21 protein-coding genes are annotated in these 17,890 nt (G+C 66.0%); 14 read left to right on the forward strand and 7 right to left on the reverse strand.

Annotated elements, in window-relative coordinates; genetic code table 11:
- Window position 1: 1 nt before the first annotated feature.
- The 4 genes from G4D77_RS09765 (at window position 2) to G4D77_RS09780 (ending at window position 3,725) form a co-directional block, all read left to right on the forward strand.
- A complete protein-coding gene (locus G4D77_RS09765) occupies window positions 2-1,564 on the forward strand; it encodes a hypothetical protein (RefSeq protein WP_154835399.1) in 1,563 nt (520 codons plus the stop codon).
- Between the two features lie 87 nt (window positions 1,565-1,651).
- The gene (panB, locus tag G4D77_RS09770) at window positions 1,652-2,533 is read left to right on the forward strand and encodes a 3-methyl-2-oxobutanoate hydroxymethyltransferase (protein WP_012203749.1); all 882 of its coding nucleotides are present in this window, start codon (window positions 1,652-1,654) and stop codon (window positions 2,531-2,533) included.
- Between the two features lie 82 nt (window positions 2,534-2,615).
- Window positions 2,616-3,467 (forward strand): pantoate--beta-alanine ligase, encoded by an 852-nt coding sequence (gene panC / locus G4D77_RS09775; protein ID WP_154835401.1) that lies wholly within the window; start codon window positions 2,616-2,618, stop codon window positions 3,465-3,467.
- 45 nt (window positions 3,468-3,512) lie between these two features.
- Window positions 3,513-3,725, forward strand: coding sequence for a DUF3079 domain-containing protein (locus G4D77_RS09780; protein ID WP_016454156.1), 213 nt, complete (start codon window positions 3,513-3,515; stop codon window positions 3,723-3,725).
- 16 nt (window positions 3,726-3,741) lie between these two features.
- Here G4D77_RS09780 and G4D77_RS09785 read toward each other — a convergent pair whose 3' ends face one another.
- A complete protein-coding gene (locus G4D77_RS09785; RefSeq protein WP_213757951.1) occupies window positions 3,742-4,671 on the reverse strand; it encodes a LysR family transcriptional regulator in 930 nt (309 codons plus the stop codon).
- A gap of 102 nt (window positions 4,672-4,773) precedes the next feature.
- Between G4D77_RS09785 and lysA the strand changes: the two genes are divergently transcribed.
- Window positions 4,774-6,027: a diaminopimelate decarboxylase gene (gene lysA, locus G4D77_RS09790; protein WP_154835405.1), complete on the forward strand. Its 1,254-nt coding sequence runs from the start codon at window positions 4,774-4,776 to the stop codon at window positions 6,025-6,027.
- A 179-nt stretch (window positions 6,028-6,206) separates the two neighbouring features.
- On the opposite strand, the gene G4D77_RS09795 is transcribed toward lysA, so the two are convergent.
- From G4D77_RS09795 to G4D77_RS09810, 4 genes are all read right to left on the reverse strand, one after another.
- Complete coding sequence (locus G4D77_RS09795; protein ID WP_016449063.1) at window positions 6,207-7,217, reverse strand: NAD(P)H-dependent glycerol-3-phosphate dehydrogenase; 1,011 nt, start codon at window positions 7,215-7,217, stop codon at window positions 6,207-6,209.
- Between the two features lie 120 nt (window positions 7,218-7,337).
- The gene (secB, locus tag G4D77_RS09800) at window positions 7,338-7,793 is read right to left on the reverse strand and encodes a protein-export chaperone SecB (protein ID WP_013803924.1); all 456 of its coding nucleotides are present in this window, start codon (window positions 7,791-7,793) and stop codon (window positions 7,338-7,340) included.
- Between the two features lie 129 nt (window positions 7,794-7,922).
- Window positions 7,923-8,180: a glutaredoxin 3 gene (grxC, locus tag G4D77_RS09805; RefSeq protein ID WP_016449064.1), complete on the reverse strand. Its 258-nt coding sequence runs from the start codon at window positions 8,178-8,180 to the stop codon at window positions 7,923-7,925.
- An 88-nt stretch (window positions 8,181-8,268) separates the two neighbouring features.
- Window positions 8,269-8,676: a rhodanese-like domain-containing protein gene (locus tag G4D77_RS09810; protein WP_016449065.1), complete on the reverse strand. Its 408-nt coding sequence runs from the start codon at window positions 8,674-8,676 to the stop codon at window positions 8,269-8,271.
- A 98-nt stretch (window positions 8,677-8,774) separates the two neighbouring features.
- Between G4D77_RS09810 and gpmA the strand changes: the two genes are divergently transcribed.
- From gpmA to G4D77_RS09830, 4 genes are all read left to right on the forward strand, one after another.
- Entirely contained in the window at window positions 8,775-9,518 is a 744-nt protein-coding gene (gene gpmA, locus G4D77_RS09815) for a 2,3-diphosphoglycerate-dependent phosphoglycerate mutase (RefSeq protein WP_016449066.1), read from the forward strand.
- 121 nt (window positions 9,519-9,639) lie between these two features.
- On the forward strand, window positions 9,640-11,076 hold the full coding sequence (locus G4D77_RS09820; RefSeq protein WP_016449067.1) for a S41 family peptidase: 1,437 nt from the start codon (window positions 9,640-9,642) through the stop codon (window positions 11,074-11,076).
- 71 nt (window positions 11,077-11,147) lie between these two features.
- A complete protein-coding gene (locus G4D77_RS09825; RefSeq protein WP_043791138.1) occupies window positions 11,148-11,900 on the forward strand; it encodes a HesA/MoeB/ThiF family protein in 753 nt (250 codons plus the stop codon).
- 119 nt (window positions 11,901-12,019) lie between these two features.
- A complete protein-coding gene (locus tag G4D77_RS09830) occupies window positions 12,020-12,418 on the forward strand; it encodes a response regulator (protein ID WP_013803928.1) in 399 nt (132 codons plus the stop codon).
- A gap of 89 nt (window positions 12,419-12,507) precedes the next feature.
- On the opposite strand, the gene G4D77_RS09835 is transcribed toward G4D77_RS09830, so the two are convergent.
- A complete protein-coding gene (locus G4D77_RS09835) occupies window positions 12,508-13,140 on the reverse strand; it encodes a response regulator (RefSeq protein ID WP_012203736.1) in 633 nt (210 codons plus the stop codon).
- A gap of 143 nt (window positions 13,141-13,283) precedes the next feature.
- Here G4D77_RS09835 and G4D77_RS09840 point away from each other — a divergent pair, with 143 nt between their 5' ends.
- The 5 genes from G4D77_RS09840 to G4D77_RS09860 all read left to right on the forward strand — a co-directional run bounded on the left by G4D77_RS09840 (window position 13,284) and on the right by G4D77_RS09860 (window position 17,216).
- Entirely contained in the window at window positions 13,284-14,633 is a 1,350-nt protein-coding gene (locus G4D77_RS09840; RefSeq protein ID WP_016449069.1) for a sensor histidine kinase, read from the forward strand.
- Between the two features lie 244 nt (window positions 14,634-14,877).
- The gene (locus G4D77_RS09845; protein ID WP_013803930.1) at window positions 14,878-15,039 is read left to right on the forward strand and encodes a DUF1328 domain-containing protein; all 162 of its coding nucleotides are present in this window, start codon (window positions 14,878-14,880) and stop codon (window positions 15,037-15,039) included.
- 111 nt (window positions 15,040-15,150) lie between these two features.
- Window positions 15,151-15,540, forward strand: coding sequence for a hypothetical protein (locus G4D77_RS09850; RefSeq protein ID WP_016449070.1), 390 nt, complete (start codon window positions 15,151-15,153; stop codon window positions 15,538-15,540).
- A 71-nt stretch (window positions 15,541-15,611) separates the two neighbouring features.
- On the forward strand, window positions 15,612-15,932 hold the full coding sequence (locus G4D77_RS09855) for a BON domain-containing protein (protein ID WP_012203732.1): 321 nt from the start codon (window positions 15,612-15,614) through the stop codon (window positions 15,930-15,932).
- 165 nt (window positions 15,933-16,097) lie between these two features.
- Window positions 16,098-17,216 (forward strand): zinc-binding metallopeptidase family protein, encoded by a 1,119-nt coding sequence (locus G4D77_RS09860; protein ID WP_047217964.1) that lies wholly within the window; start codon window positions 16,098-16,100, stop codon window positions 17,214-17,216.
- Window positions 17,217-17,269: 53 nt separating this feature from the next.
- Here the strand turns inward: G4D77_RS09860 and coaD are convergent, their stop codons facing one another.
- Window positions 17,270-17,770 (reverse strand): pantetheine-phosphate adenylyltransferase, encoded by a 501-nt coding sequence (gene coaD / locus G4D77_RS09865; protein ID WP_016449072.1) that lies wholly within the window; start codon window positions 17,768-17,770, stop codon window positions 17,270-17,272.
- Between the last annotated feature and the right edge of the window lie 120 nt (window positions 17,771-17,890).

Raw genomic sequence — 17,890 nt, forward strand, 5'->3', positions numbered from 1 at the left:
CATGCCACGTTTTTCCGATATGACGAACCGCTGGGACCAATGGGTGCTGATGCGCTGCCCCCTGCTGTGGCAGTTGCGGCTGCACTGGTATCTGCCGCTGGCGCTGCTGTGGTGCGTGCTGGTGCTGGGCATCTGGATGCAGTGGATGGCCGAACCCGCGCGCTGGATGGGGTCCCTGCCCGGCGTTGCGTCCACGGCACAGCAAACGCCCGAGCAATTGGCGCTGGACATCGGCTCCGTCGTGGCCTGCATCGTGGCGATCGGCCTGGCGCTGTGGTGGTTGCTGCGCGTGCGCATCCACAACCGCTGGCGCGAACACGCCCCCGTGGGCCGCTGGGGCCTGTGCTGGGAGTACCTGTGGGGAGCCTTGTTCCTATCGCTATTGTTCGCGCCTGCGATCGCCTTTTCGCCCATCTATGAAATGCGGATGCAGCGCCAATGGTCGGACACGGATGTCAGTGCACAGATCCAGACTGTCGAGCAAGTCGCAGCCCTGGAGGCGCTTGTCACGCCACGCCAGGCGGCCATGCTCGTGGAATGGATACGTGTGCTGCGCGAGGAAGAGGTCGATCCGGCGAAGTACCCGAGCATCCAGGCCCTGGTCTGGTTGATGCGCGGAGACCAGGCCGCGATTGCCGCGACGCTGGAGCGCTACGGCCAGCCATTGCAGGCCAGAGGCTATGTGCGCCAGTCTGCCAGCTCCGCCCAGGACCAGGCGGAGCACCTGCTGGCCAGCTACCGCAGCGCGCTGCAATCCCCCCTGGCCCAGGAATGGCGCGCCTACCTGGCCGCGAACCCGCAACCAGGGAATGGCGAGAAGGCATCCAGGGCACAGGATTCCAACTGCAAACCAACCCTGGGTCGCAGCAGGCCTTCGGATCTGGAGCCGGATCCGCGCAAATGCTTTGATGTCTATCTGGCCCAGAACAACCGCAAGTGGCTCATCCCGCTGGAGAGGTTCGACATCCGGTGGAGCCCGCTGCAGCATGTGCAATGGAAGCACGCGCGCTACGGCCTCGCCCTGCCGGCCTACCAGGAAAGCCATCTGCGGCGCGCTGACAGGTCCCGCGACGACGAATGGCCAAGGATGTCCCAGTTGCTTGCGGCCGCCAGCGTTGGCTTTTTCCTTGCCTTGGCCCTGGTGCTGGTGCGCCTGATGCCTGTCATGCAGCTGGTGGCCTGGGGCGCATGCCTGGTCCTGACCTTGCTTGGCAGCGTGCTGGCCGGGATGCTGGGAATCACCAACCTCTATGTGCTGGGGCTGTTTCCAGCCGCGCTGATATCGGTCGCCTGGCTGCGCATCCGTGTGCTCAAGCGCCCCTGGGCCGGCGCGGTCCTGCTGGCCCTGGGCATGTCGCTGGCCCTGATATGGCTCGCCGCCGCCTGGTCTGAGTGGTCCAGACTGCTGTTGCCACACCCCACCGGCAGCGCAGGCCCCTGGACGGATACCCAGCACTGGCTGGACCTGCTGACGGGCGCGCCTGCCGTGGCAGCCAGCACGGCCATGCTCGTGGCCCTGCTGTCTCCGCTGTGGCGCCGATGGCGTGGCCTGCCCGAAAGGTGACGGAAAAGCAAAGGACAGCTCAGGGACAGGTGCCCCCCGCGCGCATCGCATAGACTCGCGGCAATTCCATCCCCCTCCGAGCGCCCCATGACCCAAGCCCCCGTCACCGCCGGCACGCCCTACGGCACCATCCCTCCCGCCTCGCCGCTGCCCCAGCGCCGCCCCGTGAGCCTTCCGCGCCTGGCGCAGATGCGCGAGGCCGGCGAGAAGATCACCATGGTCACCGCCTATGACGCCACCTTCGCGGCCGTGGCCGATGCAGCCGGCGTGGAGTGCATTTTGGTGGGCGATTCGCTGGGCATGGTCTGCCAGGGCCTGCACAGCACCGTGGGCGTGTCGCTGCAGGACATGTGCTACCACACCGCCAGCGTGGCGCGCGGCCTGCACCGCGTGCAGGGCACGGCCTGGCTGATCGCCGACATGCCCTATGGCAGCTACGCAGAAAGCCGCGAGCAGGCCATGCGCAGCGCCTGCGAGCTGATGCAGGCCGGCGCCCATATGGTCAAGCTCGAAGGCGGCGGCTGGACCGCGCCCACCGTGCAATTCCTGGTCGAGCGCGGCGTGCCCGTCTGCGCCCACCTGGGCCTGACGCCGCAGACCGTGCATGCGCTGGGCGGCTACCGCGTCCAGGGCAAGAGCGACGAGGGCGCGGCCACGCTGCGCCGCCATGCGCTGGAGCTGCAGGATGCAGGCGCCTCCATGCTGGTGCTGGAGATGGTGCCGGCACAGCTGTCGCGCGAACTCACGGCCGAGCTGCCGCACTGCCACACCATCGGCATCGGCGCGGGCAGCGGCACGGCCGGCCAGGTCCTGGTGCTGCACGACATGCTGGGCGTGAACCTGGGCAAGATGGCCCGCTTCGTGCACAACTTCATGGCCGATGCGGGCAGCGTCAAGGGCGCCTTCGAGGCCTATGTGCATGCCGTGAAGAACGGCAGCTTCCCCGACGACAGCAAGCACGCTTGGTAGTCCGGCAGGTTGCACGGTCCGTTTTTCCGCTTCCCGCTTCCCGTTCCCCCGCTTTCCCGCTTCCCCGCTTCCCCGCTTTCCCATGCAAATCGTCCACTCCATCGCCGACCTGCGCGCCATCCTGGCCAGCAAGGGCCGCCCCGCCTTCGTGCCCACCATGGGCAATCTGCACGACGGCCACCTGTCCCTGGTGCGCGCCGCGCGCCAGCACGGCGACATTGCCGTGGCCAGCATCTTCGTGAACCGCCTGCAGTTCCTGCCGCACGAGGATTTCGACAGCTATCCGCGCACCTGGGAGGCCGACTGCGCCAAGCTGGAGGCCGAAGGCTGCGACCTGCTGTTCGCCCCGCGCGAAGCCGATCTCTACCCCGAGCCGCAGACCTTCAAGATCCAGCCCGATGCGCAGCTGGCCGACATCCTCGAAGGCCATTTCCGCCCCGGCTTTTTCACGGGCGTGTGCACCGTGGTGATGAAGCTGTTCTCGGCCGTGTTCTTCGCCAGCGGCGGCGGCACGGCCGTGTTCGGCAAAAAGGACTACCAGCAGTTGATGGTGATCCGCCGCATGGTCGAGCAGTTCGCCCTGCCCGTGAACATCGTGGCCGGCGACACGGCGCGCGCCGACGACGGCCTGGCGCTGAGTTCGCGCAACGGCTACCTGAGCGACGACGAGCGGCAGCAGGCCATGGCGCTGTCGCTGGCGCTCAAGCAACTGGCCGATGCCGCGCGTGCGGGCCAGGCGCCGCTGGCCGAACTGGAAGCCTGGGCCATGCAATCCCTGGCCGCCCAGGGCTGGGAGCCCGACTACCTGACCGTGCGCCTGCGCCGTGACCTGCAGCCCCCCGCCGAGGGCGCGCAACTGGCCGGTGCACCACTGGTGGCCCTGGGCGCCGCGCGCCTGGGCAAGACGCGCCTGATCGACAACCTGGAATTCTGATCCAGCGCAAAACCCTGGCGGCCATGGCAGTCCAAGCTGGATGCCATGGCCAGGAAATTCCCCATCCACCCCGCCCATCCCGAGCGCACCTGCTGGGGTTGCGACCGCTACTGCGCCCGCGACGAGCTGGCCTGCGGCAATGGATCGGACCGCACACAGCACCCGGTGGAAATCTTTGGCGACGACTGGATGGAGTGGGGCCTGCCGCCCGAGCCGGCGGCAGACAACGCAGCCAGCCTGAAGGACGCGGCGCGCTGAAGTCGCCCACCCCACTTCAAGCGACCGCGGCCACCTCGGCGGCGAGTGCGTCCACCAGCCACTGCACCTCGGCCACGGCCGGCCGGTGCAGCGGCAGCAGCGCATGGACCTGGAAGGGAATGGAAAACGCCAGCGGCCGCACCACCAGCTGCGGCCCGGCGCAGACTCGCGCCGTCAGCGGATTGACGATGGCCACGCCCAGGCCATGCTGGACCATGGCGCAGACCGCCACGGCGCTGTGGGTCTCCAGGTGCAGCTGGCGCTGCACGCCGGCCTGCTCGAACACGGCATCGATCTGCTGGCGATAGGGGTCGTCTCGCGCCAGGCTGATGAAGCCCTCCCCCGCAAAGTCGCCCGCCTCCAGCACCGGGCGGGCCGCCAGCGCATGCCCTGCCGGCAGCACGGCCACCTCGTCCATGGCGGGCAAAGCCAGAGCACGCGTGCCGGGCGGCGCCTCGGCCAGTTCGGCCAGGCCCAGGTCGTAGCGCTGGGCGGCCATCCACTCCTGCAGCAGCGGCGCCTCCTGCGTGGCCACGCTGACGGCCACTGGGCCATGCTCCGCATGCAGCCGCGCCAGCGCTGCAGGCAACAGCGCATGGCTGAGGGCGGGCAGGCACAGCACGTTGATGCGCGCCTGGTGCGGACGCCCCAGGGCCAGCGCATGCTCCACCACCCGATCCAGCCCCTGCCAGCTGCGCTGCACCTCGGCCCACAGCGACAGGGCGCGTGCCGTGGGCCGCAGCCGGCCCTGGGCACGCTCGAACAGCGCATAGCCCAGCAGGCTTTCCAGGCGCGCCAGTTCGCGGCTGACGGTGGGCTGGGAGCTGTACAGCATCTGCGCCGCCGCCGTGGCGCTGCCGCTGAGCATGAGCGCGCGAAACACCTCCAGGTGGCGATGGGAGATGCGGGGTTCGGGGGACGTGTGCGGCAGCTCGGGGTCTTGCATGGCCAAAGCATATCCAAATCAAATAGACACCATAAGAACAAGCATTGGACTGAATGACTGACATCCACCATCATGCGCAGCAGTTCCCCTGAAAGAGACACCATGTCCAATCCCTTCTCGCCCGCCCAGCTCTGGGCCCTGGCCGACCAGCACGGCACGCCGCTGTGGGTCTATGACGCCGCCACCATCCGCGCGCGCATCGCCCAGCTCAAGGCCTTCGACACCATCCGCTTTGCGCAGAAGGCCTGCTCCAACATCCACATCCTGCGGCTGATGCGCGAGCAGGGCGTGAAGGTGGATGCGGTATCGCGCGGCGAAATCCTGCGTGCGCTGGCCGCCGGCTACGCGGCCGGCCATGGCGACGACCTGCACAGCGACATCGTGTTCACCGCCGACGTGATGGACGAGGCCACGCTGGCCTGCGTGGCCGAGCACAAGGTGCCCGTGAACGCCGGCTCCATCGACATGCTGCACCAGCTGGCCCAGGCCTCGCCCGGCCATCCCGTGTGGCTGCGCATCAACCCCGGCTTCGGCCACGGCCACAGCAACAAGACCAACACGGGCGGCGAGCACAGCAAGCACGGCATCTGGCACAGCGACCTGCTGGCGGCGCTGCAGGCCATCCGCGACGGCGGCCTGAAGCTGGCCGGCCTGCACATGCACATCGGCTCGGGCGTGGACTACGGCCACCTGCAGCAGGTCTGCGGCGCCATGGTCGAGCTGGTGCGCGCCACCCGCCAGGCAGGCCATGACCTGCAGGCCATCTCGGCCGGCGGCGGCCTGTCCATTCCCTACCGCGATGGCGACGCCACCATCGACACCGCCCACTACCACGGCCTGTGGGATGCGGCACGCAAGGACGCCGAGGCCATCTTGGGCCACGCGCTGGGCCTGGAGATCGAACCCGGCCGCTTCCTGGTGGCCGAGTCGGGCGTGCTGCTGGGACAGGTGCGCGCCACCAAGAACGCGGGCAGCAACCATTTCGTGCTGGTCGACACGGGCTTCAACGAGCTGATGCGCCCCTCCATGTACGGCAGCTGGCACGGCATGGAAGTGCTGCGCCGCGACGGCCAGGCCATGCCCCTGCGCGATGCCGTGGTCGCCGGCCCGCTGTGCGAATCGGGCGACGTTTTCACCCAGGGCGACGGCGGCGTGGTGCTGCCGCGCGCGCTGGCAGGCGCAGCGGTCGGCGATCTGCTGGTCATCCATGACACGGGCGCCTATGGCAGCTCCATGTCCAGCAACTACAACACGCGCCCGCTGGCCGCCGAGGTGCTGGTCGATGGCGACAGCACCCGCCTCATCCGCCGCCGCCAGACGGTGGAGGAACTGCTGGGTCTGGAGCTGGGCCTGTAACTGGGCATGTAGCGCGCCAGGCGCCAGGATTTCTGACGCAAAAAAAGCCCCGGGGCCTTCCAGCTCCGGGGCTTTTTCATCGCCGGGCCGCCCCAAGATGAAAAGCGGCCCCCTCGGGGGGCAGTGGACCTTGCGCAGCAAGGGGAGCGTGTGGGCCATTTTTCATGGACACCGAAGAATCACTCGCCGCGCGGATCGCGCGCCATCAGGTGCTGCACGGCCTCGGCCGCCTGCAGCCGGCCGTCCAGCAGCTCGACCACGGTTTCGGTGATGGGCATCTCCACATTCAGCAGCCGCGCGCGCGCCAGCACGGTGCGCGCGCTGTACACGCCCTCGGCTACATGGCCCAGCGAGGCCACGGCCTGCTCCAGCGTGCGGCCCTGGGCCAGCAGCAGGCCCACCTTGCGATTGCGCGACAGGTCGCCCGTGGCCGTCAGCACCAGATCGCCCAGGCCGGACAGGCCCATGAAGGTCTCCACCCGCGCGCCCAGGGCCAGGCCCAGTCGCGTCATCTCGGCCAGGCCGCGCGTGATCAGCGCGGCGCGGGCGTTCAGGCCCAGCTGCAGGCCGTCGCACAGGCCGGTGGCAATGGCCAGCACGTTCTTCACGGCGCCGCCCACTTCCACGCCCACGATGTCGGCGTTGGCGTAGACGCGCATGGCATCGCCATGGAAGGCCGCGACCAGGGCGTCATTGACCTCGGCATGCCGGCTGGCCGCCACCAGGGCCGTGGGCTGGTGGCGCGCCACCTCGGCCGCAAAGCTGGGGCCGCTGAGCACGCCGCACAGCAGATCGGGCGCCACCTCGGCGCAGACCTCGTGCGCCATCAGTCCATGGGCCGCGGCCGACGCGCCTGCGGGCACGGCCTCGAAGCCCTTGCACAGCCACACCACGGGCGCCCCCACATTGCGCAGGCGGCCCAGCCATTCGCGCAAGGCCGCCATGGGCGTGCCGATCACGATCAGGTCTGCCGCAGCCAGATGGCCGTCGATCTCGCCATGCACCACCTGCAGCGCGGCAGGCAGCGCCACGCCCGGCAGGTAGCGCGCGTTCTCGCCGCTGTCCCGCATGGCCTGCGCCTGGGCAGCGTCGCGCGCCCACAGCGTCACGACACGTCCGTCATCGCGCGAGGCCGCGCTCATTGCCAGCGCCGTGCCCCAGGCGCCTGCACCAATCACCACAATGTTCATATCTGCCCGACGTTGAAGAAGCGACGTTGATGAAAAAAAGAGGCCCTCGGGCCTCTTTTCTTCTACCACAGCGATGCGACGCGCCTGGGCGCAAATCTCATCGGCCGGGATGGGACCGGCTTACTGCGGCAGCGAGTTGCCGTCCGCCTGGGCGGCTGCCTGCTGCTGCTCGTACATGGCCTGGAAGTTGATTTCGGCCAGGTGCACGGGCGGGAAGCCGGCGCGTGTGACCACGTCGGCCACGTTGCCGCGCAGGTAGGGATAGATGATCTGGGGGCAGGCAATGCCGATCACGCCACCCATCTGGTCTTCGGGCACGTTGCGGATCTCGAAGATGCCGGCCTGCTTGGCCTCGACCAGGAACACGGTCTTGTCCTGGATCTTGGTCTGCACGGTGGCCGTCACGGCCACTTCGTAGATGCCTTCGGCCACGGGAGTCGCCTCGACGCCGAGCTGGATGTCCACGCTGGGCTGCTCCTGCTCCAGCAGGATGGCGGGCGAATTGGGCTGCTCCAGCGACAGGTCCTTGAGGTAGACGCGCTGGATCTGGAAGACGGGAGTGTCCTGTTCGGCCATGGAATCAGTCTTTCTGGGCAAAAAACCCTGGCACGGCGGCCAGGGCATCAAAAAAATCACCAACAAAATGCCCGCTGCCAATAGGTTGCGCAGCGGGCACCTGGGCCTGCATTATGCAGTGCCCGTGTTTCAGCTTTGCAGCATGGGCACCAGGCCACCGTCGGCGTCCAGCGCCATCAGGTCGTCGCAGCCGCCCACATGGTGGTCGCCGATGAAGATCTGGGGCACCGTACGGCGGCCCGTGCTCTGCATCATCACGTCACGCGCGGCAGGGTCGGTATCGATGCGGATCTCTTCGATCTGCTCCACGCCCTTGGACTTGAGGATCTGCTTGGCCCGAATGCAATAGGGGCAGACAGCGGTGGTGTACATCTTCACGGCTTGCATATGCGACTTTCTTCGAGTGGGCGGCTTGCCGGCTGCAGGCGCCGGGGACGCGGCGCAGCGGCTTCCATCGTGATCAACTGGAGGCGCTTCAGGCCTTTTCAACCGGCATGCCGGCATCGCGCCAGGCCTTCAGGCCACCGGCCAGGGCCTGGGCCTTTTCGTAGCCCAGCTTCTTCGCAATGCCTTCGGCACGCGAGGCGCGGTTGCCCTTGGTGCAGATCAGCACCAGCGGCAGGGCCTTGTTCTTCACGGTGGCAGGCAGCTTTTCCTCGAACTGGCCCAGCGGCACATTCTTGGCGCCATTGGCATGGGCGGCCGCGTACTCCTCGGGCTCGGAGACATCGATGACCACGGCCTTTTGGCGGTTGATCAGTTGCACGGCCTGCGCCGCCGTCAGCGAGCCGCCGCCTGCGCCGCGCACCAGGGGCAGCAGCAGCATCACGCCGGAAGCCAGCGCGATCAGGATCAAATACCAGTTATCGATGATGAATTTCACGTCATTCCTTGGGTTGGCAAACCTGTCAATTCTAGAATGCTGGCTTTTGCCCCCGCGACAGCCCAGCTTTGTCGCATCGAGAGACTTAGAAAGCCGCCATGTACAAGCTCGTGCTGATCCGCCACGGTGAATCCACCTGGAACCTCGAAAACCGCTTCACCGGCTGGACCGATGTGGACCTGACCGCCACCGGCGTCGAACAGGCCAAGAACGCCGGCCGCCTGCTCAAGGCCGAAGGCTACGACTTCGACCTGGCCTTCACCAGCGTGCTCAAGCGCGCCACGCGCACGCTGTGGCACACGCTGGACGAAATGGACCGCACCTGGCTGCCCGTGCAGCACAGCTGGCGCCTGAACGAGCGCCACTACGGCGGCCTGCAGGGACTGAACAAGGCCGACATGGCCAAGCAATACGGCGACGCCCAGGTGCTGGTCTGGCGCCGCAGCTACGACACGCCCCCGCCGGCCCTGGAGCCCCAGGACCCGCGCAGCGAGCGCAGCGACGTACGCTACGCCCAGCTGGACCCCAGCCAGGTGCCGCTGACCGAATGCCTGAAGGACACGGTCGCCCGCGTGCTGCCGTTCTGGAACGAGTCCATCGCGCCCGCCATCCTGTCCGGCAAGCGCGTCGTGGTTGCCGCGCATGGCAACTCCATCCGCGCGCTGATCAAGTACCTGGACGGCATCTCGGATGACGCCATCGTCGGCGTCAACGTGCCCAATGGCATTCCGCTGGTCTATGAGCTGGATGCCGATCTCAAGCCCATTCGCCACTACTACCTGGGCGATGCCGAGGCTGCCGCCAAGGCGGCAGCCGCCGTGGCCGCACAGGGCAAGGCTTGAGCCTGACCCGCCTGAGGTGAGCGCCTGCTACGGAAATTGCGCTTGCTGCGCCGTTTTTAGGGAACCACGCGGGCGCTTGCCTTTCCAAGCGGGTGTATATTGACGCGGTTAAAGGGGTGATATGGGCCAGAAAATCAAAATTGCCGGCTGGGTTTCCGTAGGCGTAATCGCCGGAGCACTGACCACGGTTTCCTTGCAGACCGTGGCCCGCGGTGCCATGACCCCGCTGCCGCTGGAAGAGATCCAGCAGCTGTCCGCCGTCTTCGGCCTGATCAAGACCGACTATGTCGAGTCGGTCGACGACAAGAAGCTGATCACCGATGCCATCTCCGGCATGGTGTCCAGCCTCGATCCGCATTCGCAGTACTTCGACAAGAAGTCCTACAAGGAATTCCGCGAGGGCACCTCGGGCCGTTTCGTCGGCGTAGGCATCGAGATCACGCAGGAAGACGGCCTGATCAAGGTCGTCTCGCCCATCGAAGGCTCCCCCGCCTTCCGCGCCGGCCTCAAGACCGGCGACCTGATCACCAAGATCGACGACACGGCCGTCAAGGGGCTGTCGCTCAACGACGCCGTCAAGCGCATGCGCGGCGAGCCCAACACCAAGGTGCAGCTGACCATCCTGCGCAAGGATGAAAGCCGCAGCTTCCCCGTGACCATCACGCGCGAGGAAATCAAGACGCAATCCGTCAAGGGCAAGGTCATCGAGCCCGGCTACGGCTGGATCCGTCTGAGTCAGTTCCAGGAACGCACGGTGGACGACTTCGTGCGCAAGGTCGAAGAGCTGTACAAGCAGGAACCCAACATGAAGGGCCTGGTTCTGGACCTGCGCAACGACCCGGGCGGCCTGCTGGACGCGGCCGTCGCCATCTCGGCAGCCTTCCTGCCGCCCGATGTGACCGTGGTGTCCACCAACGGCCAGCTGGCCGAGAGCAAGGAAACCTACAAGGCCTCGCCCAGCTTCTATGCCCGCCGCGGCATGGGAGACCCGCTGCAGCGCCTGCCCGCCTCGCTCAAGAAGCTGCCACTGGTGGTGCTGGTCAACGAAGGCTCGGCCTCGGCCAGCGAAATCGTGGCCGGCGCCCTGCAGGACCACAAGCGTGCGGTCATCATGGGCAGCCAGACCTTCGGCAAGGGCTCGGTGCAGACCGTTCGCCCACTGGGTCCCGACACGGGGCTGAAGCTGACCACGGCCCGCTACTACACGCCCAGCGGCAAATCCATCCAGGCCAAGGGCATCGTTCCTGACGTGATGGTGGACGAGACCCCTGAAGGCGATCTGTTCGCTGCCCTGCGCATGCGCGAGGCCGACCTGGAAAAGCACCTGTCCAGCGGACAGGGCGCCGAAGTCAAGGACGAAGTACGCGAGAAGGCCCGCGAGGAAGCCCGCAAGCGCCTGGAGGAAGAGGCCAAGAAGCCCCTGGCCGAGCGTCGCCTGCCCGAGTTCGGCACCGAAAAGGACTTCCAGCTGCAGCAGGCGCTCAACCGCCTCAAGGGCCAGCCCGTCATGGTCAGCAAGACCCTGACCGAGCGCGAGCCCGAAAAGAAGGAAAACTGAAGAGCGCGGACCGGGTCCGCGCTCCCACCAAGCCGGGCCCGCGCCCGGCTTTTTCACGTCTGGAGACGCGAATGAACGACGATCAACTGCTGCGCTACTCGCGCCACATCCTGCTGGACGAGATCGGCATCGAAGGCCAGGAGCGCATCCTGGCAGCGCATGTGCTCATCATCGGCGCAGGCGGCCTGGGCGCGCCTGCCTCGCTGTACCTGGGCTCGGCCGGCATCGGCCGCATCACCCTGGTGGACGACGATGCCGTGGACATGACCAACCTGCAGCGCCAGATTGCCCACACCACCGATCGCGTGGGCCAGCCCAAGGTGCAATCCATACGCACGGCCGTGCATGCCATCAACCCCGGCATCCGCATTGATTGCCGCCAGCAGCGCGCAGACGATGCCCTGCTCGACGACCTCGTGCCCCAAGCCACGGTGGTGCTGGACTGCACGGACAACTACCGCACGCGCCACATGATCAACGCGGCCTGCGTGCGGCACAAGGTACCCCTGGTGGCGGGGGCGGCCATCCGCCTGGACGGCCAGCTCATGGTGATGGACCCACGCGACGAGAACTGCGCCTGCTATGCCTGCGTGTTCCCGCCGGAGGCGCAGTTCGAGGAAGTGCAGTGCTCGACCATGGGCGTCTTCGCCCCCGTGGTCGGCGTCATGGGCACGCTGCAGGCGGCCGAAGCCCTCAAGCTGATCGCGGGTTTTGGCACGCCTGCAACAAACCGCCTGACCATGTTCGACAGCCGCAGCCTCGATTGGAGTAGCATGCAAACCACCCGTGTGCCGGACTGTCCCGTTTGCGGCAACAAGGCGTAGGAATCGGCTGACTTCCAGGCCGATCCCCCACTGGCACAATCGCCCGCTGTCGCGCAGGACAATGAAGGTCGGGTTCCGCCGGACTCCGATTGCCATCCGCGTCCCTATTGGATACAGCCGTGAAATTGCGCACCTATCTTGTTGAAGACAACCCTACGATCCGCGAGAACCTGATCGCCACGCTCGAGGAACTCGCCGATGTCGAGGCCGTGGGCATCGCCGAGACGGAAAGCGCGGGGACGGACTGGCTTCAGCAGAACCCCGACGCATGGGATCTGGCCATCGTCGACCTGTTCCTGCGCCAGGGCAGCGGCCTGGGTGTGCTCACCGCCTGCCGCGAGCGCCAGCCGCACCAGAAGATCGTGGTGCTCAGCAACTACGCCACCCCTGACATCCGCAGCCGCTGCGCCCAGCTCGGCGTGGATGCGGTCTTCGACAAGTCCAATGAGATCGATGCACTCATGGACTATTGCATGAATATCGACGCCGCATCGCTCAATCAACTCAAAACAGCCTGAACCCAAAACACGGCATTTTTACTCTCCATCAAAGAAAAAGGCTGCACGACTTGATAATCGTGCAGCCCGTATTTTCTATTGACTGGAAATCAGTCGATCAGCCGGTTTTTCAGCGCGTAATACGTGAGATCGCTGTTGGATGACAATCCCATTTTCTCCATAAGCCGCGTGCGATAGGTACTGACCGTCTTCACGCTCAGCGAGAGCGATTTCGCAATATCACCTGCCGTTTCGCCGCGCGCGAGTTTGAGGAAGACCTGGAACTCACGCTCGGACAGCTGTTCATGGGCCGGGGCATCGTCCTTGCGGTTGAGCTGCTGGGCCAGCAGGTCGGCCACGGCGGGCGTCAGATAGCGGCGGCCCAGGGCCACGGTGCGGATGGCCTCGGCAATCTCCTGGGGATCGCATTCCTTGTTCAGGTAGCCGCTGGCGCCCTGGCGGATCAGGTTGATCGCGTAGTGCTCCTCGGGATATCCGCTCAGGATCAGGATGCCCATGTCCGGGGCCTTGGCCCGCAGCATGGCCAGCGCATCGATGCCGCTTTGCCCGGGCATGGACAGGTCCATCAGCAGCACGTCGATCTCGTGGGCTCGGACCAGGTCGATGGCCTCACGGCCATTGGCGGCCTCACCGACTACACGCAGGTCCACATGTTCCGAGAGAAACTGACGCAGACCCGAGCGCACAATTGCATGGTCGTCCACAATGCCGATTCTGATCATGAATACCTCTTTTTCGGGGGACCAGCAGGAACGCCGGTCGTGCAAACAATATATGGTAACGGCCGGGGCAGGAACTGCTCCGGCTGCCGATAACACGAATTATGCAGAATATCGGCGAAGATCTTGTAGGTGAGAGGATGCTTATGCGTTGGATAAATTTCCGAAGAATTGCGATCAGCCTGGCATTTGCCATCGTTGCGGCCGTGCTGCTTGTCAGCATTAACGAGGCCAGCTACAAGCGCTCGACCAAGGCGCTGGAGGCCATGACCCAGACCCAGGCGACCCGCTCGGAAATCAGCCAACTGCTGCGGTTGATGCTCGATGCCGAGACCGGCCTGCGCGGCTACCTGCTCACGGGGGAGGAGCGCTACCTGGAGCCCTACAGCAAGGCGATCACGGCCATCAACTACAACATGGACGAGTTGCGCCAGATCTTCATCTACGACCCCCAGGAACTGGCCATCTTCACGCCGCTGGCCCGCCAGGTCGAGCGCAAGATGAGCGAGATGGAGTTGAGCCTGCGCCTGTACCGCCAGGGCAACGAGGAAGCCTGGCGCTTCGTCATGTTCACGGACGTGGGCATGGAGAACATGGATGCCATCCGGGACTACACAGGCAAGCTGCTGTCAGGCATAGACGAGCGCTCGGCCAAGAACCTGCAGGATATCGAGCACACGCTGTCGCTGTCGCGCATAGGCATTGCCACGGTGACCGCGCTGGGCGTGCTGGGCTTTTTCATGTACCTGCGCCAGGCCCACGCGCTGCAGCAGGCCCATCAGCGCGAGCAGGAAATCCAGCGTGACGAGCGCAACCGCCTTGAAGCCCTGGTGCGCGAACGCACGGCCACGCTGACGGAGCTGGCCAACCACTTGCAGCAGGTGCGCGAGGATGAGCGCGGCCACCTGGCGCGCGAGCTGCACGATGAACTGGGCTCGCTGCTGACGGCGGCCAAGCTCGATGTGGCCCGGCTCAAATCCAAGATCGACCTCAGCGCCCCCGACGTGGGAGAGCGCGTCAGCCATCTGGTGGAGACGCTCAACAGCGGCATTGCCCTCAAGCGCCGCATCATCGAGGACCTGCGTCCTTCGTCACTGTCCAACCTGGGCCTGACCACGGCGCTGGAAATCCTGGCACGCGAATTCGGCGAACGCAGCGGCATCGAGGTCACAGCGAACCTGGAGCAGGTGGAGCTGCCGGAGTCGACCCAGCTCACGGTCTACCGCATCGTGCAGGAGTCGCTGACCAATATCGGCAAATACGCCAAGGCCAGCCACGTACTGGTCTCCGTGCACAACTACCCGACCTATGTGACGGTGCAGATCCAGGACGATGGCGAGGGCTTCGAGACCTCGGCCATGCGCCCCAACTCCCACGGGCTGGCCGGCATGCGCCATCGCGTGGAGGCGGCAGGCGGGCGGCTGACCGTCTCCTCCGAACTGGGCAAGGGCACGGCCATCTCCGCCGTCATTCCGCTGAGCCCGGCATCCGCCTGACCACGACGCCTCGCCTGCACGCACAACCCCTGCCCGGCACCGCCCTGGCAGGGGTTTTTCTTGATGCGCGCTGCGGGCCGGCGCTTTTCCTACACCCACCCCCTGCCTAACCCTGACGCCATGCCACGCCGGGCACCGTCAATCCGGCCTCGGGCGGCTCGGTACAGTCAATCGCATGGGAACAGCACTCGGCTCCTGACAGCCAGATGCCGTTTCTTGGCAACGAACAACCAAGGAGTTCTACATGCTGCACTACGCCATCGTGTTTTTCGTGATCGCTCTCGTCGCCGCCATCTTCGGCTTTGGCGGAATTGCGGCAGGTGCTGTAGGCATCGCCAAGATCCTGTTCTATATTTTCGTGATCATGGCTGTAGTCACCTTTGTGATGAGCCTGATCAAGAAGTAGCGGCGGCGCCGCCTTCAGCCACCTGCCAGCCCAAGCCCGCCTCCGGCGGGCAGCCAGCCCGGCAGCCCGACCGCCTTTCCCATTCATGCAAGTTTTGAGGAGATAGAACCAATGAGCCAAGCCGAGAAAGCCGTGAACAAAGCCGCCGATACCGCCAAGGACGTTGCCCAGGACGTAGCAGACACTGCCAAGGAAGCCGTCAACACCACGCGCCGCACTGCAGCAAATGCTCTGGACAAGGCCGAGGAAGGCGTGAAGTCCATCGAGCGTGAACTGAATCCCGTCATCGACGACCTCGCGGCACGTGCCCAGGAACTGGCCACGCGCGGAATCAACTTCTGCGCCGACAGCTCCGACCGCGCCCGCCGCCAGCTGCAATCTGCCACGGAAGCCACCACGCGCTACGTCATCGAGCAGCCTGGCCGCTCCATGCTGCTGGCAGCAGCCACGGGCGCAGCCCTGGCCACCGCGTTCTTCATGAGTTCCCGCTCGCGCAAGTGAGCTGCAGCCCAGCCCCCCGAGTTCCCTCGACTACCGTTTCCCTCAATTTCTTGTCCAAGAAAGAACTGACCATGCAAAAGTACACCCGTGCCATCGCTTTCGCTCTCGTCGCCGGCGCCACCGTGCTCGGCACCACCGCCTGCTCCGTGGCCCGCGACCAGCAGACCGTGGGTTCGTATGTGGATGACGCCGGCATCACCACTGCCGTGAAGGCCAAGATGGCAGAGGACAAGAGCGTCTCGGCCACCTCCATCAGTGTCGAGACCCTGAACGGCACGGTGCAACTGTCGGGCTTTGCCAAGTCGGAGTCGGAAAAGGCCCGCGCTGCCGAGATCGCACGCACCACCAAGAACGTGCGCGAAGTGCGCAACAGCATCGTGGTTCGCCCCTGATGCAGGCCCCCATGGGGCCATCGAAAGGCCGGTGTCATCCGGCCTTTTTTCATTGCAGGGCCACCCCGGTGAAAACCACCCTTGGGGGAATCTGACCTTGCAGCGCCAGGGCGACATGGGAATCATTTTTCATGGCGCCAGGGCATACGGCGTAAAGTGACCGACATGCGAGTTTTCAACTGCGATGCCTGCGGCCACCCGGTTTTCTTCGACAGCGTTCAATGCGTGCACTGCGGCGCCACCCTGGCCTTCCTGCCAGAGCGACTGCATGTGGCCTGCCTGCGACCGGTTTCCGGCGCGCGGGACAGCGCGCTGTGGGAGAGCCTGTCCTCCCTGGGCGCAGGCAAGCCGCCAGGCCGCCTCTACAAGATGTGCAGCCACCGGGGACCTGTGGGCCAGTGCAACTTCGCCCTGCCCGCCGACGACCCCCACGCGCTGTGCGAATCCTGCCGCCAGACACGCTGGCTGCCCGATCTGTCAGACCCGGCCAATGCCTTGCGCTGGACCAAGATCGAGGCGGCCAAGCGCCAGCTGTTCTATACGCTGGCCCGCCTGGGCCTGGGCCCCAGGCCTGGAGAGGACGGGCCGCGCTTCGAACTGCTGGCCGACCTGCCCGGGCAGGCGCCGGTGATGACCGGCCATGCCAACGGCACCATCACGCTGAACGTGGTGGAGGCCGACGATGCCGAGCGTGCCCGGCGCCGCCAGGCGCTGCACGAGCCCTACCGGACGCTGGTGGGCCACCTGCGCCATGAGTCCGGCCACTTCTTCTGGGACAGGCTGGTGGTGGGCGCGGGCCGTCTCGAGGAATTCCGCCGCCTGTTCGGCGACGAGCGCCAGGACTATGCCCAGGCCCTGCAGAACTACTACGCACGCAGCCCGCTGGATGGGCAGTGGCGCGACAACTTCGTCAGCGCCTATGCCACCTCCCACCCGTGGGAAGACTGGGCCGAAAGCTGGGCCCACTACCTGCACATGGTGGATCTGCTGGAGACTGCGGCCAGCTATGGCACCTGCATCACCTTGCCAGGAGGCGCAGGCACGGCGGCGGGCATGGGAACGCCGGCCGCGCTGTGCGTGCAGGACCCGTTCGCGGTCCCTGCCCGGCCGGACTTCGGCACCATGCTGGACCAGTGGGTGCCGCTGACGCTGCTGACCAACAGCCTCAACCGCAGCCTGGGCCACGGGGATGCCTATCCGTTCGCTCTTTCAATGGGCGCGCGGCGCAAGCTGGAATTCGTGCATGCGGCCGTGAATGCAAGTGCCGCCACGCAGAGCGCCTGATATCGTGAACTCGTCATGGGGGCGGGCCAAGGCACCTGGCCGGCCTCCCTCTCTCAAGGAGCGCGATTGGCCTGCACCTTCTCAAGCAGTCGCGTGCGCACGTTGGGCGAGACGAACTTGTCGATCTCGCCATCCAGCGTGGCGATCTCGCGCACGAAGGTGCTGCTGATGAACTGGTAGCGGTCGCTGGGCGTGAGGAAGACGGTTTCCACCTCGGGCATCAGCGTGCGGTTCATGCCGGCAAGCTGAAACTCGTAGTCGAAGTCGGTGACCGCACGCAGGCCGCGCACCATGGCCTTGCCGCCGCGCTCGACCACGAAGTCGCGCAGCAGGCCATGAAAGCTCTCGACCTGGACATGGGGATAGATGGACACGGCCTCGCGCACCATCTCCATGCGTTCCTCGAGATTGAACATGGTCTTCTTGTGGTGGCCGGCCGCCACGGCCACGATGACGTGGCTGAACAGCTGGGTCGCACGGCGCACCACGTCTTCGTGGCCCAGCGTGATCGGATCGAAGGTTCCGGGGTAGACGGCAATCACGTCGTGGCTCATGGCGTTCACTTTCCTTGGCTGCGCGTGCCCTGGTCCGGCACGGATGGCGCATTATGCATTGCACTGCAGCATGGCCCGTCGGCTGCGCGACAGCCGCATTCCTGCGCTGGAACACGGCTG

Source organism: Delftia sp. WY8 (assembly GCF_018437695.1).
GTDB lineage: Bacteria > Pseudomonadota > Gammaproteobacteria > Burkholderiales > Burkholderiaceae_C > Comamonas > Comamonas tsuruhatensis.

Excerpts from the sequence above, each read along its gene's own strand:
- G4D77_RS09860 (WP_047217964.1), top strand. The coding sequence starts at position 16,098 with ATGCGAGTTTTCAACTGCGATGCCTGCGGCCACCCGGTTTTCTTCGAC.
- grxC (WP_016449064.1), bottom strand. The coding sequence starts at position 8,180 with ATGCAAGCCGTGAAGATGTACACCACCGCTGTCTGCCCCTATTGCATT.
- G4D77_RS09855 (WP_012203732.1), top strand. The coding sequence starts at position 15,612 with ATGCAAAAGTACACCCGTGCCATCGCTTTCGCTCTCGTCGCCGGCGCC.
- G4D77_RS09825 (WP_043791138.1), top strand. The coding sequence starts at position 11,148 with ATGAACGACGATCAACTGCTGCGCTACTCGCGCCACATCCTGCTGGAC.
- G4D77_RS09765 (WP_154835399.1), top strand. The coding sequence starts at position 2 with ATGCCACGTTTTTCCGATATGACGAACCGCTGGGACCAATGGGTGCTG.
- G4D77_RS09795 (WP_016449063.1), bottom strand. The coding sequence starts at position 7,217 with ATGAACATTGTGGTGATTGGTGCAGGCGCCTGGGGCACGGCGCTGGCA.
- gpmA (WP_016449066.1), top strand. The coding sequence starts at position 8,775 with ATGTACAAGCTCGTGCTGATCCGCCACGGTGAATCCACCTGGAACCTC.
- G4D77_RS09835 (WP_012203736.1), bottom strand. The coding sequence starts at position 13,140 with ATGATCAGAATCGGCATTGTGGACGACCATGCAATTGTGCGCTCGGGT.
- G4D77_RS09785 (WP_213757951.1), bottom strand. The coding sequence starts at position 4,671 with ATGCAAGACCCCGAGCTGCCGCACACGTCCCCCGAACCCCGCATCTCC.
- G4D77_RS09780 (WP_016454156.1), top strand. The coding sequence starts at position 3,513 with ATGGCCAGGAAATTCCCCATCCACCCCGCCCATCCCGAGCGCACCTGC.
- coaD (WP_016449072.1), bottom strand. The coding sequence starts at position 17,770 with ATGAGCCACGACGTGATTGCCGTCTACCCCGGAACCTTCGATCCGATC.
- G4D77_RS09840 (WP_016449069.1), top strand. The coding sequence starts at position 13,284 with ATGCGTTGGATAAATTTCCGAAGAATTGCGATCAGCCTGGCATTTGCC.
- panC (WP_154835401.1), top strand. The coding sequence starts at position 2,616 with ATGCAAATCGTCCACTCCATCGCCGACCTGCGCGCCATCCTGGCCAGC.
- secB (WP_013803924.1), bottom strand. The coding sequence starts at position 7,793 with ATGGCCGAACAGGACACTCCCGTCTTCCAGATCCAGCGCGTCTACCTC.
- panB (WP_012203749.1), top strand. The coding sequence starts at position 1,652 with ATGACCCAAGCCCCCGTCACCGCCGGCACGCCCTACGGCACCATCCCT.
- lysA (WP_154835405.1), top strand. The coding sequence starts at position 4,774 with ATGTCCAATCCCTTCTCGCCCGCCCAGCTCTGGGCCCTGGCCGACCAG.
- G4D77_RS09845 (WP_013803930.1), top strand. The coding sequence starts at position 14,878 with ATGCTGCACTACGCCATCGTGTTTTTCGTGATCGCTCTCGTCGCCGCC.
- G4D77_RS09820 (WP_016449067.1), top strand. The coding sequence starts at position 9,640 with ATGGGCCAGAAAATCAAAATTGCCGGCTGGGTTTCCGTAGGCGTAATC.
- G4D77_RS09850 (WP_016449070.1), top strand. The coding sequence starts at position 15,151 with ATGAGCCAAGCCGAGAAAGCCGTGAACAAAGCCGCCGATACCGCCAAG.